General features: G+C 44.8%; 8 protein-coding genes, 1 tRNA gene and 1 pseudogene. 5 read left to right on the top strand and 5 right to left on the bottom strand.

What is annotated here, in order from left to right; translation table 11 throughout:
- Positions 1–202: 202 nt before the first annotated feature.
- Positions 203–835, bottom strand: coding sequence for a recombinase family protein (locus WG31_RS11260; RefSeq protein WP_063354570.1), 633 nt, complete (start codon positions 833–835; stop codon positions 203–205).
- 204 nt (positions 836–1,039) lie between these two features.
- Between WG31_RS11260 and WG31_RS11255 the strand changes: the two genes are divergently transcribed.
- The 4 genes and pseudogenes from WG31_RS11255 to WG31_RS11235 all read left to right on the top strand — a co-directional run bounded on the left by WG31_RS11255 (position 1,040) and on the right by WG31_RS11235 (position 9,225).
- Positions 1,040–4,126 carry a Hint domain-containing protein gene (locus tag WG31_RS11255; RefSeq protein WP_063354569.1) on the top strand — a complete coding sequence of 1,029 codons (3,087 nt, stop codon included), beginning with the start codon at positions 1,040–1,042 and terminating at the stop codon, positions 4,124–4,126.
- A 257-nt stretch (positions 4,127–4,383) separates the two neighbouring features.
- A complete protein-coding gene (locus WG31_RS11250) occupies positions 4,384–6,498 on the top strand; it encodes a hypothetical protein (protein WP_063354568.1) in 2,115 nt (704 codons plus the stop codon).
- Positions 6,449–7,645: pseudogene (locus tag WG31_RS15115) on the top strand (autotransporter strand-loop-strand O-heptosyltransferase). Before WG31_RS11250 ends, WG31_RS15115 begins: the two are co-directional and overlap by 50 nt.
- 488 nt (positions 7,646–8,133) lie before the next feature.
- Positions 8,134–9,225, top strand: a complete 1,092-nt coding sequence (locus WG31_RS11235) for a nuclease-related domain-containing protein (RefSeq protein WP_063354565.1) — start codon at positions 8,134–8,136, stop codon at positions 9,223–9,225.
- Positions 9,226–9,781: 556 nt separating this feature from the next.
- Here the strand turns inward: WG31_RS11235 and WG31_RS11230 are convergent.
- From WG31_RS11230 to WG31_RS11225, 3 genes are all read right to left on the bottom strand, one after another.
- The gene (locus WG31_RS11230; RefSeq protein ID WP_157884534.1) at positions 9,782–9,949 is read right to left on the bottom strand and encodes a hypothetical protein; all 168 of its coding nucleotides are present in this window, start codon (positions 9,947–9,949) and stop codon (positions 9,782–9,784) included.
- A gap of 134 nt (positions 9,950–10,083) precedes the next feature.
- A tRNA-Glu gene (locus WG31_RS15590) sits at positions 10,084–10,151 on the bottom strand.
- Positions 10,152–10,719: 568 nt separating this feature from the next.
- Positions 10,720–11,313: a recombinase family protein gene (locus tag WG31_RS11225; RefSeq protein ID WP_063354563.1), complete on the bottom strand. Its 594-nt coding sequence runs from the start codon at positions 11,311–11,313 to the stop codon at positions 10,720–10,722.
- A 255-nt stretch (positions 11,314–11,568) separates the two neighbouring features.
- Between WG31_RS11225 and WG31_RS11220 the strand changes: the two genes are divergently transcribed.
- Positions 11,569–13,245, top strand: a complete 1,677-nt coding sequence (locus tag WG31_RS11220; protein ID WP_245191511.1) for a DUF262 domain-containing protein — start codon at positions 11,569–11,571, stop codon at positions 13,243–13,245.
- 58 nt (positions 13,246–13,303) lie between these two features.
- On the opposite strand, the gene WG31_RS11215 is transcribed toward WG31_RS11220, so the two are convergent.
- A complete protein-coding gene (locus WG31_RS11215) occupies positions 13,304–18,208 on the bottom strand; it encodes a DEAD/DEAH box helicase (RefSeq protein ID WP_082823207.1) in 4,905 nt (1,634 codons plus the stop codon).
- Between the last annotated feature and the right edge of the window lie 183 nt (positions 18,209–18,391).

Raw genomic sequence — 18,391 nt, 5'->3', positions numbered from 1 at the left:
CGATTAATTTCCTCAGAAATGGGCTGATAGTAGAATATCCAGTGACTTCAGATCACGGTGACCAGTTGTGCGTTTGAGATCCAACGGGTTTGGCGGCAATTGGGCAAGATGATTGTTCGTTGGGTTCAAACAGTCTACAGGCATCGCAGCGCGTTATGGCAGGCTAACATATCAGTATTTCTTGCCAGCCGACCAACTCGTTTCAACCATCACTGAAATTAACTGATGACATGTTCTGGAGATTTCGATGATGATTATTTTTTTTAGCGTGAGATATGATACGAGAAACAGTTCCTGAATTTATGCCAAAAGTTTTTGCAATTTTTTCTAGCGTTTCGCCATTTTTGCGTTTTTGGATAATTTCTATGCGTTGGATATCTGTAATGCGCCGAGGGCGCCCCATTTTCTTTCCCTGAGCTATCGCTCTTGCACGACCTTCCGAGGTGCGAGTGCGGATGAGATCTCTTTCTACATCAGCTAAACCGCCGAGAACAGCTAGCATAAGCCGTCCGGTGCTGGTACTTGTGTCGGTCCAAGGTTCAGCCAAAGAGTAAAACTGAGCTTTTTTATCGGTAATACTTTTAACTATAGCGAATAGATCAAATGTGCTGCGAGCCAGCCGATCAATGCGTGTGACCACAATGGACTGTCCTTCCCTCAGATTTTCAATGAGCTTGCGTAGTTCTAGCCGATTGGTGTCGGCTCCACTTGCCTTTTCGCAATAAATTTGGTGGCATCCGTATTCCTTTAAGGTTTTAACTTGATGTTCTAGAGTCTGGCCTATCGTGCTAACGCGGGCATATCCGATTTTACGGTGCGATTTAGATATATTCATTAAAGCGTAAACTCCTGAAAAAACAAAAGAGTTCCTTGCTTTAATCTTAATTTTGGCAAGCTCAAATGTGTGGACTTGCCTAACGGGTACTACGCAACAATTACTACACGAGACAAATTGTTGGCACAACATAAAACTTTATATTGATAGTATTATACTAACATAATTTATTGCTAAAATTAAGATTTAGGAAAGTTTAAAGTAATGGCAGATTCACCCATAGATTTTAAAACAATCAATGATGATGCAATCGCTACTGGAAGCGGTACATCATCTGACAGCACCGCAACCAGTTTCCATCATCATGATATGTCTTGGCGCTGGGTTGGCGGCGCCACAGGTGATTGGAACGATCCCTCTAACTGGACACTTTACGATGGCGCCAATAATCCAGTTACCACAGAAGGTTCCGTACCTCAGGCAGAACAAAATGCAGATGTTAGCCTGTCTCCGGCAAGTGGCGAAGATTCCGTTACAGTTGTTGTGAATGCGCCCGATTACAATCAGATTCGCAGCCTGAGCGTTTGGCAGAATGCAACACTAAAAGTGACGGCTCAGGCTGGTTCCAGTATTGATGGCAATGTTTTTGCTACTGCTGGTTTCGAAAACGATGGTACAATTATTATCGATACCCCATCGAAGGTAGATTTCGGTGGCGTTACCATGAATCGCGATGATGGCACCATCACCATCATGAATAACCATGGCAACGTAATTTTTGATGACAGCAATCTGAATAGTGGCGGCACGGTTAACCTTATCAACGCGTCCTTGGGGTCTGCTGGACAGCCTGTGTGGGTGAGCGGTGGAACCGTTAATCTGCAACAGAATAGCAGCATCTTTATGAATTCAGCTGAATCTATTGCAACCATCAATGTTGATCCGGCAACAGTAAATACGCTTTACGTGCAGGATAATGGTTTTCTGCATGGCGGGGCAGATGCGACCAATGCTCAGAATGTTGTTATCAACGGCATTTCTGAAAACACACGCTTCGGTATTTCTGGTCTGGCGTCTGCGCCTACATCTGCAACGTATGCAGAGAATAAGGATGGTTCTTATACGTTGACTGTTGATATGGCAGATGGCAGCAATCTGACATACAGCAACCTGCATATGGCAGATGGTTATACACCGCCTGCTACAGCCACTATTGTGCAGGATACAGCAGCTTCTGGCTGGGATATTGAAGATACATCATCTGCTTCTGCTACAGGTGCTTATACAGACAACACTTTGCACCAACAGCTAAGCGCCATTGCGACAAGCTCAACAAACGCTGGGGGAGATACCTCTCAGTATTCCAGCACGCCAGCCAGCTATCACCAGCATGATATGTCTTGGCATTGGACGGGGACTGCCAGTAGTGATTGGAATGATTCTTCCAATTGGGAGTTGCTTGATTCTACCGGCAATAAAGTTGATACATCCGATGCAAGTGTCTGGACGAGCAACCCTGTTCCGCAGAGCCAACAGAATGCGGATGTGAATATCAGTTGGGAGGGTAATACCACTACGCCGCAAACTGTGGTGGACAATGCTCCAGATTACAACCAGATCCGTAGCCTGAGTGTTTGGCAAAACGGCACACTTAAAATTACGGCGCAAGGTGATTCTCAATATGTTGGGAATGTTTTTGCAACGGCTGGTTTTGAAAATAACGGAACGATTATCATTGATACTCCATCCAATGTAGAACTGGGTGGTGTTGCCATGAATCGCGATGATGGCACCATCACCATCATGAATAATCAAGGGCATGTAACCCTTGATAATGGTAAATTGGATAATGCTGGCACGCTTAATCTGATCAATGCCTCTCTGGGTACGACAGATCAACCTGTATGGGTGCAGGGCGGCACTGTAAACATGCAGCAGAATAGCACATTGTTTGCAGAACCGGGCATTAGCTACTCGGACAAAACTACCATTAACGTTGATCCAAATACGGTAAACACCATTTATATTGATGATAGTGGTGATGAAGGTGTTAAGGGCAACGTTCTGGTTAATGGTATTTCCAAAAACACGCATTTTGGTATTTCCGGTTTAACAGCAGAACCAACTTCCGCAATTTACACGAATAATGGCGATGGCTCTTATACGCTCAATGTTCAGTTGGCAGATGGGAATGTCGTTCAGTATGCAGATGTTGTGCCTGCCGATGGCTACGAACCCCCAGCGACAGCATCTATTGTGCAAGATGGAACAACCGGCTGGTTGGTTGAAGATGAGACCGTCTGTTTTCTGTCTGGCAGCATGATTCGCACAGCAAAAGGTGATGTTGCCGTAGAAGACGTTCAGATTGGTGATGAAGTTATTGTCTTTGACTGGCAAAACAACCGTGAAATCAGCAGCCCAGTTGTTTGGGTTGGCAAGTCCCATGCCACGGTGCGTGCTGGCCTAGCAGATGATGAAGCGGGTTATCCCGTGCGTATCCTCAAGGATGCCATTGCCGATGGCGTTCCGTATAAGGATATGTTGATCACGCCAGAACATTGCCTGTTCTTTGAGGACAAGTTTGTGCCGGTTCGTATGCTGGTAAATGGTGTTTCGATTTTCTTTGATAAATCCATCACATCTTACGATTACTACCACGTAGAAACGGCACAGCATTCTGTCATTACCGCTGATGGCATGTTGACGGAAAGCTATCTGGATACCGGAAACCGTCGTTCCTTCCATCAGGTCGGCAAGGTTGCAACCCTGAATGGCATGACACGCACATGGGTAGACAATGCAGCAGCTCCGCTATGTGTTGATCGGGCTTTTGTTGAACCTTTGTTCCGCCAGTTGGAATTACGGGAAAATAGCGTGAGTGGTACCCATGTGAGGGAAGTTATTGTAGCACAAACGACAGATCCTGATCTGCACCTTGTCACCCAAACGGGTGCAAGCATTCGGCCGATGCGTGTGCAAGATGACAAATACAGCTTCATGCTGCCACCGGGCACGAAGTGTGTGCGGATTGTTTCTCGCGCCAGCCGCCCGGCTGATGTCATTGGTCCGTTTGTAGATGATCGCCGCTATCTGGGTGTTGCTGTAACCGATGTGTGCGTACAGACAGCTCGTAAGTTACAGATGATTACGGCCCATCTTCAAGCATCCAAGCCTGCTGGTTGGCATGATACGGATTGGCAAGATTGTGCATGGACAAATGGTGATGCCATTCTACCGTTGGACGGAAATATCACGCACAATGCAATGGCTATTCTCTCTATAACTATTCGTGCAGCAGGCCCTTATCTGGTTGGTAAAGAGATGGAAAAGGCAGTGGCTCAGGCCATGTAAAATCCGTGAAGTATTTTAATAAACATCTTTAATAAGTTTTATTGGTGCTGCTGAGTATTTCTCTACACTCAGCAGCACATACCGCATTGTTGGCATGTTAAAAATTAAATATTCTATAAATAATTATATACGTTTTTGATGAAACTATAGAAAAATAATCATGATTTATTTTTATTAACAATAATATTTGACAATAAATGGGAAAAAATTTCTGCAAAAATCTCAGAATGTAGAAATAACTTTAAGGGATCATAAATATGACTGACACGACTATTCCTGCTGGAATATCCTCACATGGTATCATTCTAAATGATGATGATACACTGGATGTTTTCGGAACAGCAACATTTACTACCGCAAACGGTGGCAACATTACTGTTGAAAGTGGCGGCCTTGTTACATCTACATCGTTGCCAGAAAATGATGATAGCTTTGCTGGTGCCATGTTGACCATTTCTGCTGGCGGCAGCGCAGTTGATACATCTGCCAGTATGGGCCAAATTGGGGTTATTGGTGGCACTGCTGATAATACCAACATTTCCGATGGTGCGGAGCTTTATGCTGCTAGCGGTGCAACACTTTCTGGCACGACCATTACCGATACAGCATCCGCCACAATCAATGCGGGTGCCAATGTTATAGATACCCTTGTTTCCACTACATCAACTGGGGGTAGTCCTACGGCTTTACTTGTAGAGAATGGTGCATCCGTTACCAGTACCACAGTAAGTGGTGAGGGTGAAATGATCGTGCACTCCGGTGCCATTGCGGTTGATACAACTGTGACAAGTGGAGTGATTCTGAACTCTGACGTCCAGGAATCTGTGCGTGCAGAAAGTGGTGCTATACTCAGCAACACAGTTCTAAAAGCAGGAAGTTTAGATATTAGCGGTGGTGTTTCTGCAATATCCAATACGGTTACTGCTGGCGCTCATCTTAATGTTACAGGTGATAGTTCCGCTAAAGCTTTTGCGACGGATATTAAGATTACTGGGGATAAGGAAGGTACGCTTGTTGTTGGCAGTAAAGGGTATGTTTCTGGTGCGGTGGATAACAGCGCGCAGGCTGCAACAGGTGGTGAAGTTCACGATGTTATTGTCAATTCAGGCGGCGTTGCGGATGATGTGACGGTCTATCACGATCATCTGGTGGTGAATGGTGGTGGCCTGGCATCTGGCGTAACCTTGAATGATGCTGGCATTACCGTGCAGAGCAACGGCGTGGTGTCTGCCATGACTGTGAATGCCCAAGGTATTTATGCCGCGTATATTGATGGTGGCGTATCCCATGATGCGGTCGTGAATAGCGCTGGCGCCATTGTAGAATATACAAACGGTTCAGCATACAACAACACTGTGAATAGTGGTGGTGAAGACGCTGTTCTGAATGGGCTGAGTGAAGCTGCAACCATTTCTGCAGGTGGTCTTCAGTTGGTAGAAACAAAAGGCGTGACCTCTGGAACAATTCTGGATGGCGGTCAGCTTCAGGCAGTCGCTGGTGGCATTGCATCTGCAACAACCGTGAACGCCGGTGGCCTTGAAACTGTAGGGGCTGGTGGCACAGCGCTTAATCAGACTGTTCATTCCCAAGGCACTGTTGTTGTTGATGCGTCCGGGACCATAGGCGGTCAAACCATCCTGAGTGGTGGCAGCTTGAGTGGCGGCATACTCAGCGCGGGCGCAACGGTATCCGTACTCTCTGGCGGGTATGAAAGCGGTGTCACCATTGCAAGTGGCGGCAGCGCGGATATCCAGTCTGGCGGCACTGGCTCCAATATTCTGATTGAGCGCTCTGGCGTAGAAAACGTGGCTCAGGGCGGTGTTGTCAGCAATTTCACCATTGAGACGGGTCGGCAGAATAATGCCGGGAGTGCCGTATCGGGCACCATTACCAATTTGGGTGAAGAACGTGTGATGTCCGGCGGCCAGGACAGTGACATGATTGTTGTAAGCCACGGGCATGAAGTTGTGAGTGCTGGTGGGGTCGCAAACCATACAACGTATAACGCCAATGGCTTTGGCTACATTAACGGTTCGGCTGTGAGTGCCGTTGTGAATTCTGGTGGTATCGAATTTGTTCAAAGCGGTGGCGTCACTACAGGCACAACGGTTAACAATGGTGGCCTTGAAGATGTTGAGGCAGGTGCTACAGCACACAATGAAACCGTAGGACGTGGTGGCACGCTCAACGTTTTCTCACAGGGTAGCCTGAATGGCGCCAATGTGTCTGGCGGGACTGTGGATGTCAGTTCGGGTGGATCTGCGGCAGATGTCAATGTTGCCAGTGGTGGCCAGTTGAACGTGCAGAGCAGTGCTGTGCTGAGTGGTACGGAGGTTCTGCAAAACGGCGGCAAAGCCACCATATGGGCCTGATGGAATTTTGTTTGATTTCAATCAGGGTGCCCGTATTGTTCTGCCTGCACGTACAGAAGGAAAATGGCGGATTACATGACGTGACCTGGATACAGGGAATATTCTGTTCCAGAATGAAAATACGGGCGCTACCGTATACTCTGCCAAACGCTTTTACGTTCGCTTTGGTATTATTGTTGAAGATATTTTACCTCAAAAAGAAGTTCGCATTGTTTTCCAGCATGAATTGAATTTGAAAAACAAAAAAGTTGTCATTCAATTTCCTGTCGGCACTTTGGGCGATACGCTTGCATGGTTTCCCTACGCAGCACGCTTTGCGCATATCCATCAGGCAAATGTAACCTGCATTCTCTCTGCTTTGATTATTCCTGTGCTGAAAGATGCATATCCAGAATTAACACTTATGTCCCCAGAAATAGCTCAGGAACAAGACATACTGGCAGACAGTTATGCAATGTACTGCATGGGGTTATTTTTTGATGATAAAGAAAATGTTTTTCAACCAACCGATTTTCGGTTGGTGGGTCTTCATCGCACTGCCGCGTATATTCTAGGTGTTGATCCTGCGGAAGAAGCACCCAAACTTGCTTTGTCTGATGAAACACGCCCGATAGCCGAAAAATATGTCTGTATTGCTGTGCAGGCCAGCACTCAGTGTAAATACTGGAACAATCCCACTGGGTGGATGGAGATTGTTGCCTATCTTAAAAAGCAGGGCTACCGGGTTATCTGTATTGATCAAAAACCTGTAAATGGCACAGCTATTGTCTGGAATCATATTCCTTATGGGGCAGAGGATCAAACAGGCAATCGCCCCTTAACAGAACGTGCACGTTGGTTACGACATGCTGAGTTCTTCATCGGCCTCAGTTCAGGCCTTGCGTGGCTAGCGTGGGCTGCGGGTACGCCTGTAGTCATGATCTCCGGCTTTACTCATCCTATCAATGAGTTTCATACTCCTTACCGTATTATCAATTAGCATACATGTAATTCCTGTTGGAATGATGAGCGTGAACGCTTTGATCATCATGATTTTCTCTGGTGCCCTCGTCATGCCAATACACCACGTCAGTTTGAGTGTACACGTCTGATTACGTCACAGCAGGTCATCGCTAAAATTAGCACAGCCATCCATGCGCTGTCATAAAGGGTAATGCACATTCAGAAATACCATATGCTGAGAAAATTCTTTCTCAAAATCTACTTATTTTATAGGAAGATTACTGGATTACCGTTTGCATATATCTCTCATAGAATAAGGAAATTTTTCTGTTCTAATAGAAATTGTCCGCGATCCATTAACGTGCACTCACTCGTGTTATGTGGCAAGTTGGATGGAAATCACACAGAAATGTGACCATGTATTTCCAAATCCTCTGGCTTTATGTGGCATCCTGAATAAAACATCTGAAGAGTTATCAAACATTCAATTTCATCTTGATTTTGGTTATAATGCATTCAAGCGCCATAAAGAAAAATTGGGATAAATTAAGTATTTTTAAATATAAGAAAATATTTTATATAATATGAATTCTTCCATATTTTCTTATTCAACGTAAAAAATACAGATTTTTTTGTAATTATTTGAAGATTGAACTTATATTTTAGGGTATAATCCAGTTTTCTGCAACCTAATTGTCAATTAATGTTTCGAAATTAGAATATTTTCTAGAAAATATCTTAGAAATTTATGGTGACAAAATTTGCGGAAATTGTATTGAAAATTATGGAACATTTTTTATTTTTTATTCAGTTATGGAGAGAGTGGTGTTAAGATTTCTTCTTGCAATAGTGGCAATATATATATTGTTTAAAATATCAATAATTATTTTCTATTTTATTTTGGCGCACTGGATAATTTGTCTAGTATTAGCTATTTTAGCCGCTATTGTAATTGAAGCCGCCAGTAGAGATACCGAAAAAGTATCCAATCAGAAACAGGATGCTTCAAAGGAAAAGCCATCTGAAGAAGATAATTCTTACACATTTAAATCATCAACACATCAAAGCCCTACTTCCAAATATGAATTCAGATCGTCTATAGCCCAGAGCACTGTATTTCATGGCAGGGCATCTACGCCTGAGATAATAGATATTGATGATGAGCAATCTTTTCAGGAGGAACCGTCTGCTCCTGAGAAATCGTATGCTGAAAGGAAAGGGTTTGCAGGAGAATGTATTGTTAATAAATACATAAAAGATATTAGAAAAAATAGGGGAATATTAAAAAATATATATATAGAATATAACTCTCCAACAGGTAAAAAAGTAACGCAGATTGATCATATTGTGAAAGTTCCATGGGGAATATTTGTTATAGAAACAAAATATTATAGTGGATATATTTCTCATGATCCAAAAGATGACTACAACTGGGTTCGGCAACCAGATGATCCAGAATCAGATCAAAGATATAAATTTTATAGTCCTCTCCGACAAAACCAGATGCATGTTGATGCTGTAAGATTAACAACGGGTTTAGAAGAAAAGAATATTTTTTCTCTTGTTGTTCTTGCAGGAAAAACAAGATGTGACAGTTATATTGAAAATAGAATTGTCAGGCCGTCCAGATTAAAGGAATATTTGGGTAATGATTGTAGGCCCCCATTATCAGATGTGCCTTATATAGATTATAAGGAAGTTGAAGATGCATGGTCTATTCTTTTGGGGTTTTTGAAAAAACAGTCAGAACTACAAGAGAAGCATAAAAAACAATTAAATTATTAGGGTCTGTTAGGGCTTGTTTCATTCTGCTGCGGCAGCAATGTGGATGACGGCAAGGAACGATGTTTCTGTTTTTTCGTATCTGGTTGCGAGAGCACACCACTCCTTGAGGCGAGCCCAAGTTCTTAACGAGATGCTAGTAGGTTCAGAAAACGCTTGTGTTCGTCGCCTATAAGACGACAGTTATGCTTTTTGCCTGCGCCAGCGGGATGTTTGACCGTTGTTGCGGCGGTCGGTTTTTTGAGAGGGGTAAGTCCCACTCTGCGAGCCCATGCTGGCAGATCGCGGCGAGCAGGTTAAGGCGTTTGACGATTGTAGCGCCGCTGTATTTCTAGGCCAGCCGGTTCCAGAAGCCACGGACTGCCGTCGTGCTCAGATCGGCAGTGCCTGCTGTGCGATCTCGTCTTGAAGAATGGCGGGGATGTGACCCTTGCGATCATTCTCCCGGGTCTGCATCTTCTCGCGCACATGGTGGTCGACCAGTTCACGGATGCTCTGTCGTCCCAGTGGTCGCGTATCTGGAACTGGTCAAGCTCTGGCTGGCAGACGTTTTGTCTAGTCAGCGTCGTATCAGTTTGGCTAAGTAGAAGGTCTGGTAGATATTTTTTCCGTCCGCGATGCGCTTGCTGGCTTGATACTGGCTCTTGCCGCGATATTCAATCTCGACAGGAAGTGGGTGGCTTGTGGCCAGAGCAGCGGTTTTGGCGGAAGTGATGCGATCTTTCATGATGAATCTCGCTTGGGCCCAGCATAGCCTTTGCATGGAACCATGTGCTTATCGTCTTTTTTGGTGGTGGGCCTAAGATGGCCCCAAAAACCGTCAATTATTCCGTGACCAAAACTCTAAGTCATTGGAAATATTGGCGTCCCGTACGGGATTCGAACCCGTGTTGCCGCCGTGAAAGGGCAAAAATAGACCGCAGTCATCTGCGAGTTCCTTTCATAACTATATGATAAACATACATATATGTGTCACACAACATCATGCGTTGTCACCCTAAATCTTTCTTGTTGTGGTGCAAAAATGGTGCACGGATCCCTGTCAGCCGTATTCAGTGTTTCTTATAGAGGGCGTATGCATGACTAATTTTGGGGAGATCGCTTGACGTAATATTTGCGAAAGTTACGTAGTCCGACCGCAAGCGCACGAGACGTCTGGAATTTATAGGGCGGTCGCAAGTCTAAAAAGTTCTCTAATTGGGAAGACGGACGTATAGAAGTTCACATTTTAGATTTTTTATGATTTTTCAATAAAATCAGCGCCTTAGAGATTGCGAACTGCGGGACTCGAACCCACTGAAGTAAATCGCACAATTCATAATATATTGTTTTTAAACAATATTCTGAACGCTTGTGTAAGAGTTTGTGTAAGACTTTGTGTGAAATCGGTCAAGGTTTTTAAGGGAGACGAATACTGTGACACAAAAACTGACTTTTGGGTGTGGATGATGCCAGAAGATTTGTTTTTCTGTTTGTAAACAACGGGGGAAACAGTTTCTACATGACAATCTCATTCGTAGGTATGTCTGCATCAACATTAATGGGCAAATCATAACAGTTTAGAATTCGGTAGATATGAGTTTTTGATATTCCTGTTTGTCTCATAATTTCCGCGACACCCAAGCCGTTGGTTTTGAGCTGTTTGACATGCTCATGGTCATAAGACTGCTTTCTGCCTTTGTAGACACCTTCCTCCTTGGCTTTGGCGATGCCTTCAAGCTGTCGCTCTCTTCTCAATTCAGTCTCAAATTGAGCAAAGACGCCAAGCAGATTCAGGAACATTTTTCCTACAGCGTTTGATGTATCTATGGGTTGCTGAGTGCAAATCAACGATACCTTTTTATCTTCCAGATATCTGACAATATCCTGCAAATCACTGATTGATCTGGCGAGCTTGTCAATACGAGTGACAACCAAGGAATCACCGGCCCTCAAAAATTGAAGCAAGGTATCCAGTTCTTGCCTTCCTTCCCGGCTGGTTCCAGAGACCTTTTCACCCCTGATAATTTCACATCCTGCTTTTTGGAGAGCTGTTTCCTGTATGGTCAGGTCTTGGTCTGATGTGCTTACTCGTGCGTATCCGTATTTCATACCTTTCGTTCCTTATGGGTTATAGGGATGGCGGGACTAACCGCTCCTTAACTCCATTATAGACCCAAAAGGCACATAATACCGGGGTAGGGGTCTATGTCCCTTTAGGGACTGCTTAAAAAGAACCATATGGAGAATTTCGTGATTCACATATATTAAATATTGAGGGCACTGAAGTTATGTCCTCTCAATGGTTGTCTGTTTGAAAAAACCACAACAGTATATGGTGCAAAAATATTAATAGGGATTAAAAAGATGGCATTGGAACAAATTAGTTCAAAATTAATGGGCGTCGGTTTGTTATTAAAACAGCAAAGATTATCAGTTCCTTTGTATCAAAGGCCTTACACATGGGAAAGGCCTCATGTCAAACAACTATTTGATGACATAACGAATGCAAAAGAAAAAAATAGCCAGCAATATTTTGTTGGTACTGTAGTTTTAACGAAAAAAGATAATGAAATTAAGAATATCATAGATGGACAACAGAGAATAGTTACATTTACAATACTAATTTCTGCAATAAGAAATTATTTTCAGGAAAAAGGTGACACGGATAGGGCTGATATTATAACTAAGGAGTATCTAACAAAATCTGATGTGCGTTCTGTAAAAACCAACCCCCGTGTTTTATTGCTACCCGAAGATGGTCTTTTTTATAAAGAATATGTGATTGATTTTCACAAACCGGGGGCTCGTGCTCCTAATGGTTTATCACAAACACAAAAACGCTTATATACAGCCATTAAAGAAGCACATAAAACTGTTTCAGAAATAGTTCAAAAATGTGAAAATCCAGATGATGAACTATTCGATCTTTTGGATTTTATAGAAAATAAAGCGGTTCTTGTCTATTTAGATGTTGGCAATGAATCTAATGCATTCGTAATATTTGAGGTATTGAATGATAGAGGGTTAGATTTAACAGTTGCTGATTTATTGAAGAATTATATATTTAGTTTAGCGGATCAAGATGCTTTACCTCAGTGTCAAACTATGTGGACTCAAATGAGTACAGTTATATCAAATGCATTTGAGCAAAATGATATCAAAAACTTTGTTAGACACGCTTGGATTGCAAAGCATGGTTTGACACGCGAAAAAGATTTATACGAGAGCATTAAAAAAGAAATAAACACTTCTGAAAAGTCTGTGAAATACACAAATGAGTTATATAAAGCGTCAAAAATATATTCTGCGTTTATAAACCCATCAAACGAAGTGTGGTCTAAGTACTCTGAATCTGTTCGTGATGCTCTGTATTTGTTTGATATTGCTAATATTACTCAAGTGAGACCATTATTGATATCAGTTTTTGAAAATTTCTCCCCTAGTGAGGTCAATAAAACTATTCCTATGCTTGTCTCGTGGAGTGTTCGGTTTTTAATATGTGGAGTAGGGGGTAGTGGAACACTGGAGGATAACTATTCAGCACGAGCAAAAGATGTTTCAGATAAAAAAATAAAAACAGCTCGTCAATTATATACTGCTTTTAAAATTCTTCCTACAGATGATGAATTCCAAATGGCCTTTTCAAAGGCTAATGTTTCTAAACCATCTTTGGCTAGATGGTATTTGACAAAATTAGAGGCTGAAAAGTTAGGAAATAATCTCAAGCCTATTACTAAAGATATTAATGAAGCTAATCTGGAACATATATTGCCTCAAAATCCTGATTCATCATGGCACATTTCTGAAGATGATATGAAAAAGTATGTTAATAGGATTGGAAACCAGACTTTATTAGAGACAAAAATCAACGCAGAAATTGGAAACAAGAGTTTTACACAAAAGAAAGGGTATTTTGTTCAATCACGAATAGAAATAACGAGAGATATTTGCAATTTTTCGAAATGGGGGATAGAGGAAATTAATATTAGGCAAATGGAATTGTCAAAATTAGCCATTAAGCTTTGGAAGAGAACACCATAGAATTAAATTTTATTCTTTTGCATTTAGTATGAAATTACTAAGTGCAAAAGAAGCTTTTTTAGTTATCGAGAATATCAAGAGCCGGCAATCCGCTTACAATCTTCATGGTTTCTAGGCTGATAGTCAGCACCCGAAGGAACAGTTCCAGCGGGTAACGTGGGTTATCCATGGTCTCAATGGCCCAGTCATTGGCATCATTGACGATACCACTGGCCTTGTCTGTCTTTACGCACTGACGCTCGACAACCCAATCGAGAGCAGACTTGCCGTTCACCACATAGTCGTAAGCTTCCAGAGGAATGCCTTTGACTGTGATGCGGTCATTGTAATGCAGAACGGTTTTGTCTTTGCCCTTCCCGTATTTCATCTTTTCCACACGGTAATCCGCAGATGTCAGGGCTTTTCCCCCTGTCTCAATTTCCACGTCTTTATAAATAGGCTGGCTGTCGAAATTGACATGCATCTCACCCAGTCTGCGACCGGCATCAGAGAATGCCTTGAAAGCCTCGAATGTCTTCACACGGGGGATGCGGGGCAGTTCCTTCCGTAAGGTATCAGCATAGCGTTCCCGATACTCAGGGGAATGCAGAAGGCCATAGACATAATAGAACAGGTCTTCCTTGCTTATGCTCTCACCGGGATAGGCATCCTGAAAATGCTTCAGTCCTCCATCGGTGATGGCGTCCTGTCTGGTTAGTCCGGTCTTCGGTGAGCCTGTCAGTAGGTCGGGATGGTCTGAGGTCTTTTTATTTTCCTGATACACGAAAAGCGGGAATGCTTGATATCCACCCATCGCGGGGGCAAGGTTTAGGTCGATGATATGGTTAGTCATAAAGGCAGAAAAACCTTTATCTCCACCTAAACCCGGAACACATATGACCAGATTTTCTGCCTTCGCATCAGGAAACAGCCGAGGCATTAAGCCAACGCGCTCATTTAATTTTCGATTAAAATAAAGCCATTGGAATGTAAAAGGTCTATAAATTGATGTGGTTATATCTTCAATAGAAAATACATAAGCTTCGTTGCGGACAATATCTCGTTTTACTCCATCAGACCAGCTTATTTTTGTTGGATCAGTATTAATAAAATTACCAATTTTATTTTCACGCTCGGCCCGCTCTAAAGAAGGAAAAGATGCATTGAATCGCTGGAGTTCAGAATTGTAGGTGGAAATTGTGTTCTTTACACTACGAGTAAGAGCACTTTTCCCGGAATTGTAGCACCACGCATCTCGCTGGGTTTTTACACCTGATGAATAAGCCGAAAACAGAACCGTTCCAGCATCCTTTTCCTTGTTTCCGATAGCAATGAACTTCCCGAAGCTATCATCCCTCTGCCTGAGCCAGTCTCCATGTTCGTCGGGTGTGATAGTCTGCCACAGACCGGCATCCGTGAGTCCATTGACGCTGGCCAGTTCCTGAATACGTTTCAGCTTCTGCTCACGGTTCAGATAATCCCCGATATCATGAAACAGGATACGTCCCTGTTCTTTGGCATCCGAGTTCTTGACCATGATGGAAATGGCAGGAGCCACCATGATATTGAAAATATTCCCACCTTCCCGTTTGGCTAAATCCCCTGATTTCCCTCGGACCCCACCCCGCAGATGGAACACATGAATGGAGGAAAATTCTTCTGCCAGACACTGACGCAGACCGTTGGCTGTATTGGCGTCCAGAAAGCCCGCATTGGTCACAAATCCGATGACACCACAGTCACCGATACGGTCGGAAGCCCAGCGGATAGCCCGGATGTAGCTATCATACAATGAGGTCTTTAGCATTGCAGTTGAACGTTTCACGTATGTTTCAGCAATACGGTCATCTAACGCTGGGTAGGCGACATTCTGATTGTTGTCATTTCCGCTTTTTTGTCCCACGGAATAGGGCGGGTTCCCCATGATAACGCGGATATCGAGCTTTTTCTGTTTTCTGATACGCTTGTTGTTATCTTCCAGCGTGGACCCGATGAGGTCATGCGGTTCACTGAGCCGGAACGTGTCTGTCAGGCAGATACCCTCAAAAGGTTCATACGTTCCGTCCATGAGGTCAGAGAAGGTCGCTTCGATATTGATCGAGGCAATATAATAGGCCAGCAGGACAATTTCGTTTGCATGAAGCTCCTGCCGGTATTTATGCAGAAGCTGTTCCTTCGAAATCACTCCGCTCTGCAACAGCCTTGTGATGAAGGTTCCCGTGCCGGTGAAAGGGTCCATGATGTGGACGCCTTTACTTCCCAGTGTCTGCCCGAACTCGTTTTGCAGAACGTCGTTGATGGAGCGGATAATGAAGTCCACCACCTCAATCGGGGTATAAACGATGCCAAGTCGTTCCTTCAGGCGTGGAAAGGCTGTCTGGAAAAACCCGTCATACAGTTCCTTGATGACCTTCTGACGACCATAAGCGGTATCAATACCAGAGGCTCTGTCCTTCACATTTTCGTAGAACTGTTCAAGCCTGTCGGTTTCCTTGCGCAGGCTGTGCTTGTCCAGCGCATCCAGAACGGACTGCATGGCTTTCGACATGGGATTGTCGGAGACAAAGCTGTGGCCTGAAAACAGGGCTTCAAAGACAGGGCGGGTAATCAGGTGCTGGGCCAGCATCTCGATGATTTCCTCATCGGTAATGCTGTCATTCAGTTCTGACCGCAGGTCTCCTGCAAACTGGTCAAAGGCTTTACGGGCCTCAATATTTTCAGGGTTTTCAAGAATGGTGGCAATGCGTGTGATATGTGTCTGGGCAATTTTCGCAATATCACCGGCCCAGTCTTCCCAGTGATGACGGTTGCCTACCTTCTTGACGATTTTCGCATAGATGGCGCGTTCGATTTCGCCGACTTCGAACTCCATTTTGAACTGTTCTTCACTGGGACGAGAGGCTTTCTTTCCAATATCGTAGGAAGAATGAGCCTTCTGGGCAGTGCCTGTGGTCAGGGCCTTTGTCCTCGGGGTGATGGTCTTTGTGACCGCGATCACTTCCATGCGGGACGTGTCAGGTTTCGCCTGAAGGTCCATCTTGTTAACCATGCTGTCAAAGCGGTCATCGTGGGACCGTAAAGCCTGAAGAACTTGCCAGACCACCTTGTAAGCCTGATTATTGTCCAAAGACTGCTCGGGCGGTGTGCCCGCAGGGATAACTACAGGCAGAACCACGTAACCCCGTTTCTTGCCGGTAGCATTCCGCATCACGCGACCGACTGACTGCACCACATCAACCTGAGAGTTGCGGGGTGTCAGGAAAAGGACAGCATCAAGGGCGGGAACATCCACGCCTTCAGAAAGGCATCGAACGTTGGACAGCACACGGCAGACTTTGTCAGGCGTTTCCTCTTTCAGCCATGAGAGCTTGCCTTCCTTTTCACTGGCATTCATTCCGCCATCAACGTGTTCCGCTTCGCAGGTCAGACGTGCCTCTGGCTCGATACCGTCTTGTTGCTGATATTCCTCAACAACCTTCTGGAACATGTCGGCAATCTGGATGGAACTGACTTTGTGTGTTTGTCCCTTGTAGTCAGGAGAGATAACCTGACAGAACGCCACAGCGCGTTTCATGGGACTGGGGTCTTCAACACCGTCTTGGGACAAACCGATCTTGGCTAGAGCTTTCCAGCATCCGACAATTTTGGCGGCATCATCGACTTTCAGGCCATTTTCGGGGTCGTCCAGAAGCTTCTGAAGCCTTGCGCTGACTGTACCCTCATCAACAGCCAGCACGATGACTTTGTAATCGACCAGTAGTTTGCGTCTGACTGCTTCGGAGAAGGTGATGACATGGAACTCTGGGCCAAAAATCTCGGCATTGTTCATGCCATAGACGATGGCTCCTTCCTTTTCGGCCTTCTCCTGAGCCACATCCCCATAGATACGGGGTGTAGCGGTCATGTAGAGACGACGCTGGCCGTGCAGATAATCCTGATTATGGACCTTCACAAAGGCGCTGTCGTTCTCTTCTCCACCAAACGTCACACCGGTGGTGCGATGGGCTTCATCGCAAACAATCAAATCGAATTCCGGGAAGTCATGCTCTTTCTGCGCCTGACTGATGACATCAATGGAATGATAGGTGGAGAACACCACTGTCATATGGGTGGCGTCATGACGTTTCTGGTATTCGGTTGCCAGTCGCTCCGGATTTGTGGTCGCAGGGTAGCGAAGCTCGTGAACCTTGACCTTGATTTCGTCGTCGTTGGACGCTTTCTTCTTTCCCACATCACTGTCTGAACAGACAGCGAAACTATGCAAGGGAACCTGACTTTCCTGTGTCCATTCTGTGAGGGATTGGGAGAGCAGGGACAGGCTGGGAACCAGAAACAGGACGCGGCCACCAGCGCCAACCAGTTCTTCTGCCAGTTTCAGGCTGGTGAAGGTCTTGCCTGTGCCGCAAGCCATGATGAGTCGGCCACGGTTATGAGTCTCGAAACCTGCCAGCACGTTCCCGATAGCCGTTTTCTGATGCTCGCGGGGTCTCTTTTTCTCCCGTAGGACAGGCTTCTGTTTCGGTTGATACTGCGACCAGTCAATGACGCTGGTTTCAAGGTCTAGCAGGTCAATCTTGCTAACTGGCGGGTGCTGGTTGGCCAGTGTGTCTTCGGCGTTGCTGTTCCAGTGGTTCGTGGTCGCCACAATGACGCGATGGGAGAACCAGCTTTTGCCGGACGCAGAGAAGAAGGTGTCGATATCCTTCTTTGTGATCTTGTGGTCCGGTGCGTAGAACTTGCATTGGATGGCATGAAGATTGCCTGTTCCCCGTTCTCTAGCCACAAGGTCGATGCCTGTATCCTTGACGGGATGCCCTTCTTCCTTTGCCCATTCCTTGTAGGGCCAGACCTTGTCATAAAGATCGACATAGCTGGGTTCTGTCCGCAGGTAGCAGACGACCAGTTCCTCAAAATATGTCCCTTTTTCGCTCTCGGTAACGGCCATATGGCGCAGGGTATCAAGGAGGGTAGAAAGAGCAGACATAAACAGAAGCCTTCAAGGGTAAGATATTTCATCTTATCGCTCAACGTCTGTCAGTAAAGTCGTGTCTTTATGACTCTGTAATGTGGAAGGATGAAATCGAGCCCTCCTCCGTAAGCACCCGGCGACTGCCGCCTTGCTGAATATTTCTATTCTGGTTCAGCTATGAATCATGAGCGATTCAAG

This window comes from Acetobacter oryzifermentans (assembly GCF_001628715.1).
Taxonomy (GTDB): Bacteria; Pseudomonadota; Alphaproteobacteria; order Acetobacterales; family Acetobacteraceae; genus Acetobacter; species Acetobacter oryzifermentans.
Note: the sequence above shows the minus strand (reverse complement) of the source record. Positions and strands in the feature narration are given on the sequence as shown.

Bases quoted from the DNA above. Each gene is read 5' to 3' on its own strand.
- WG31_RS11260 (WP_063354570.1), bottom strand. From the start codon at position 835: ATGAATATATCTAAATCGCACCGTAAAATCGGATATGCCCGCGTTAGC.
- WG31_RS11255 (WP_063354569.1), top strand. From the start codon at position 1,040: ATGGCAGATTCACCCATAGATTTTAAAACAATCAATGATGATGCAATC.
- WG31_RS11250 (WP_063354568.1), top strand. From the start codon at position 4,384: ATGACTGACACGACTATTCCTGCTGGAATATCCTCACATGGTATCATT.
- WG31_RS11230 (WP_157884534.1), bottom strand. From the start codon at position 9,949: ATGAAAGATCGCATCACTTCCGCCAAAACCGCTGCTCTGGCCACAAGC.
- WG31_RS11225 (WP_063354563.1), bottom strand. From the start codon at position 11,313: ATGAAATACGGATACGCACGAGTAAGCACATCAGACCAAGACCTGACC.
- WG31_RS11220 (WP_245191511.1), top strand. From the start codon at position 11,569: ATGGCATTGGAACAAATTAGTTCAAAATTAATGGGCGTCGGTTTGTTA.
- WG31_RS11215 (WP_082823207.1), bottom strand. From the start codon at position 18,208: ATGTCTGCTCTTTCTACCCTCCTTGATACCCTGCGCCATATGGCCGTT.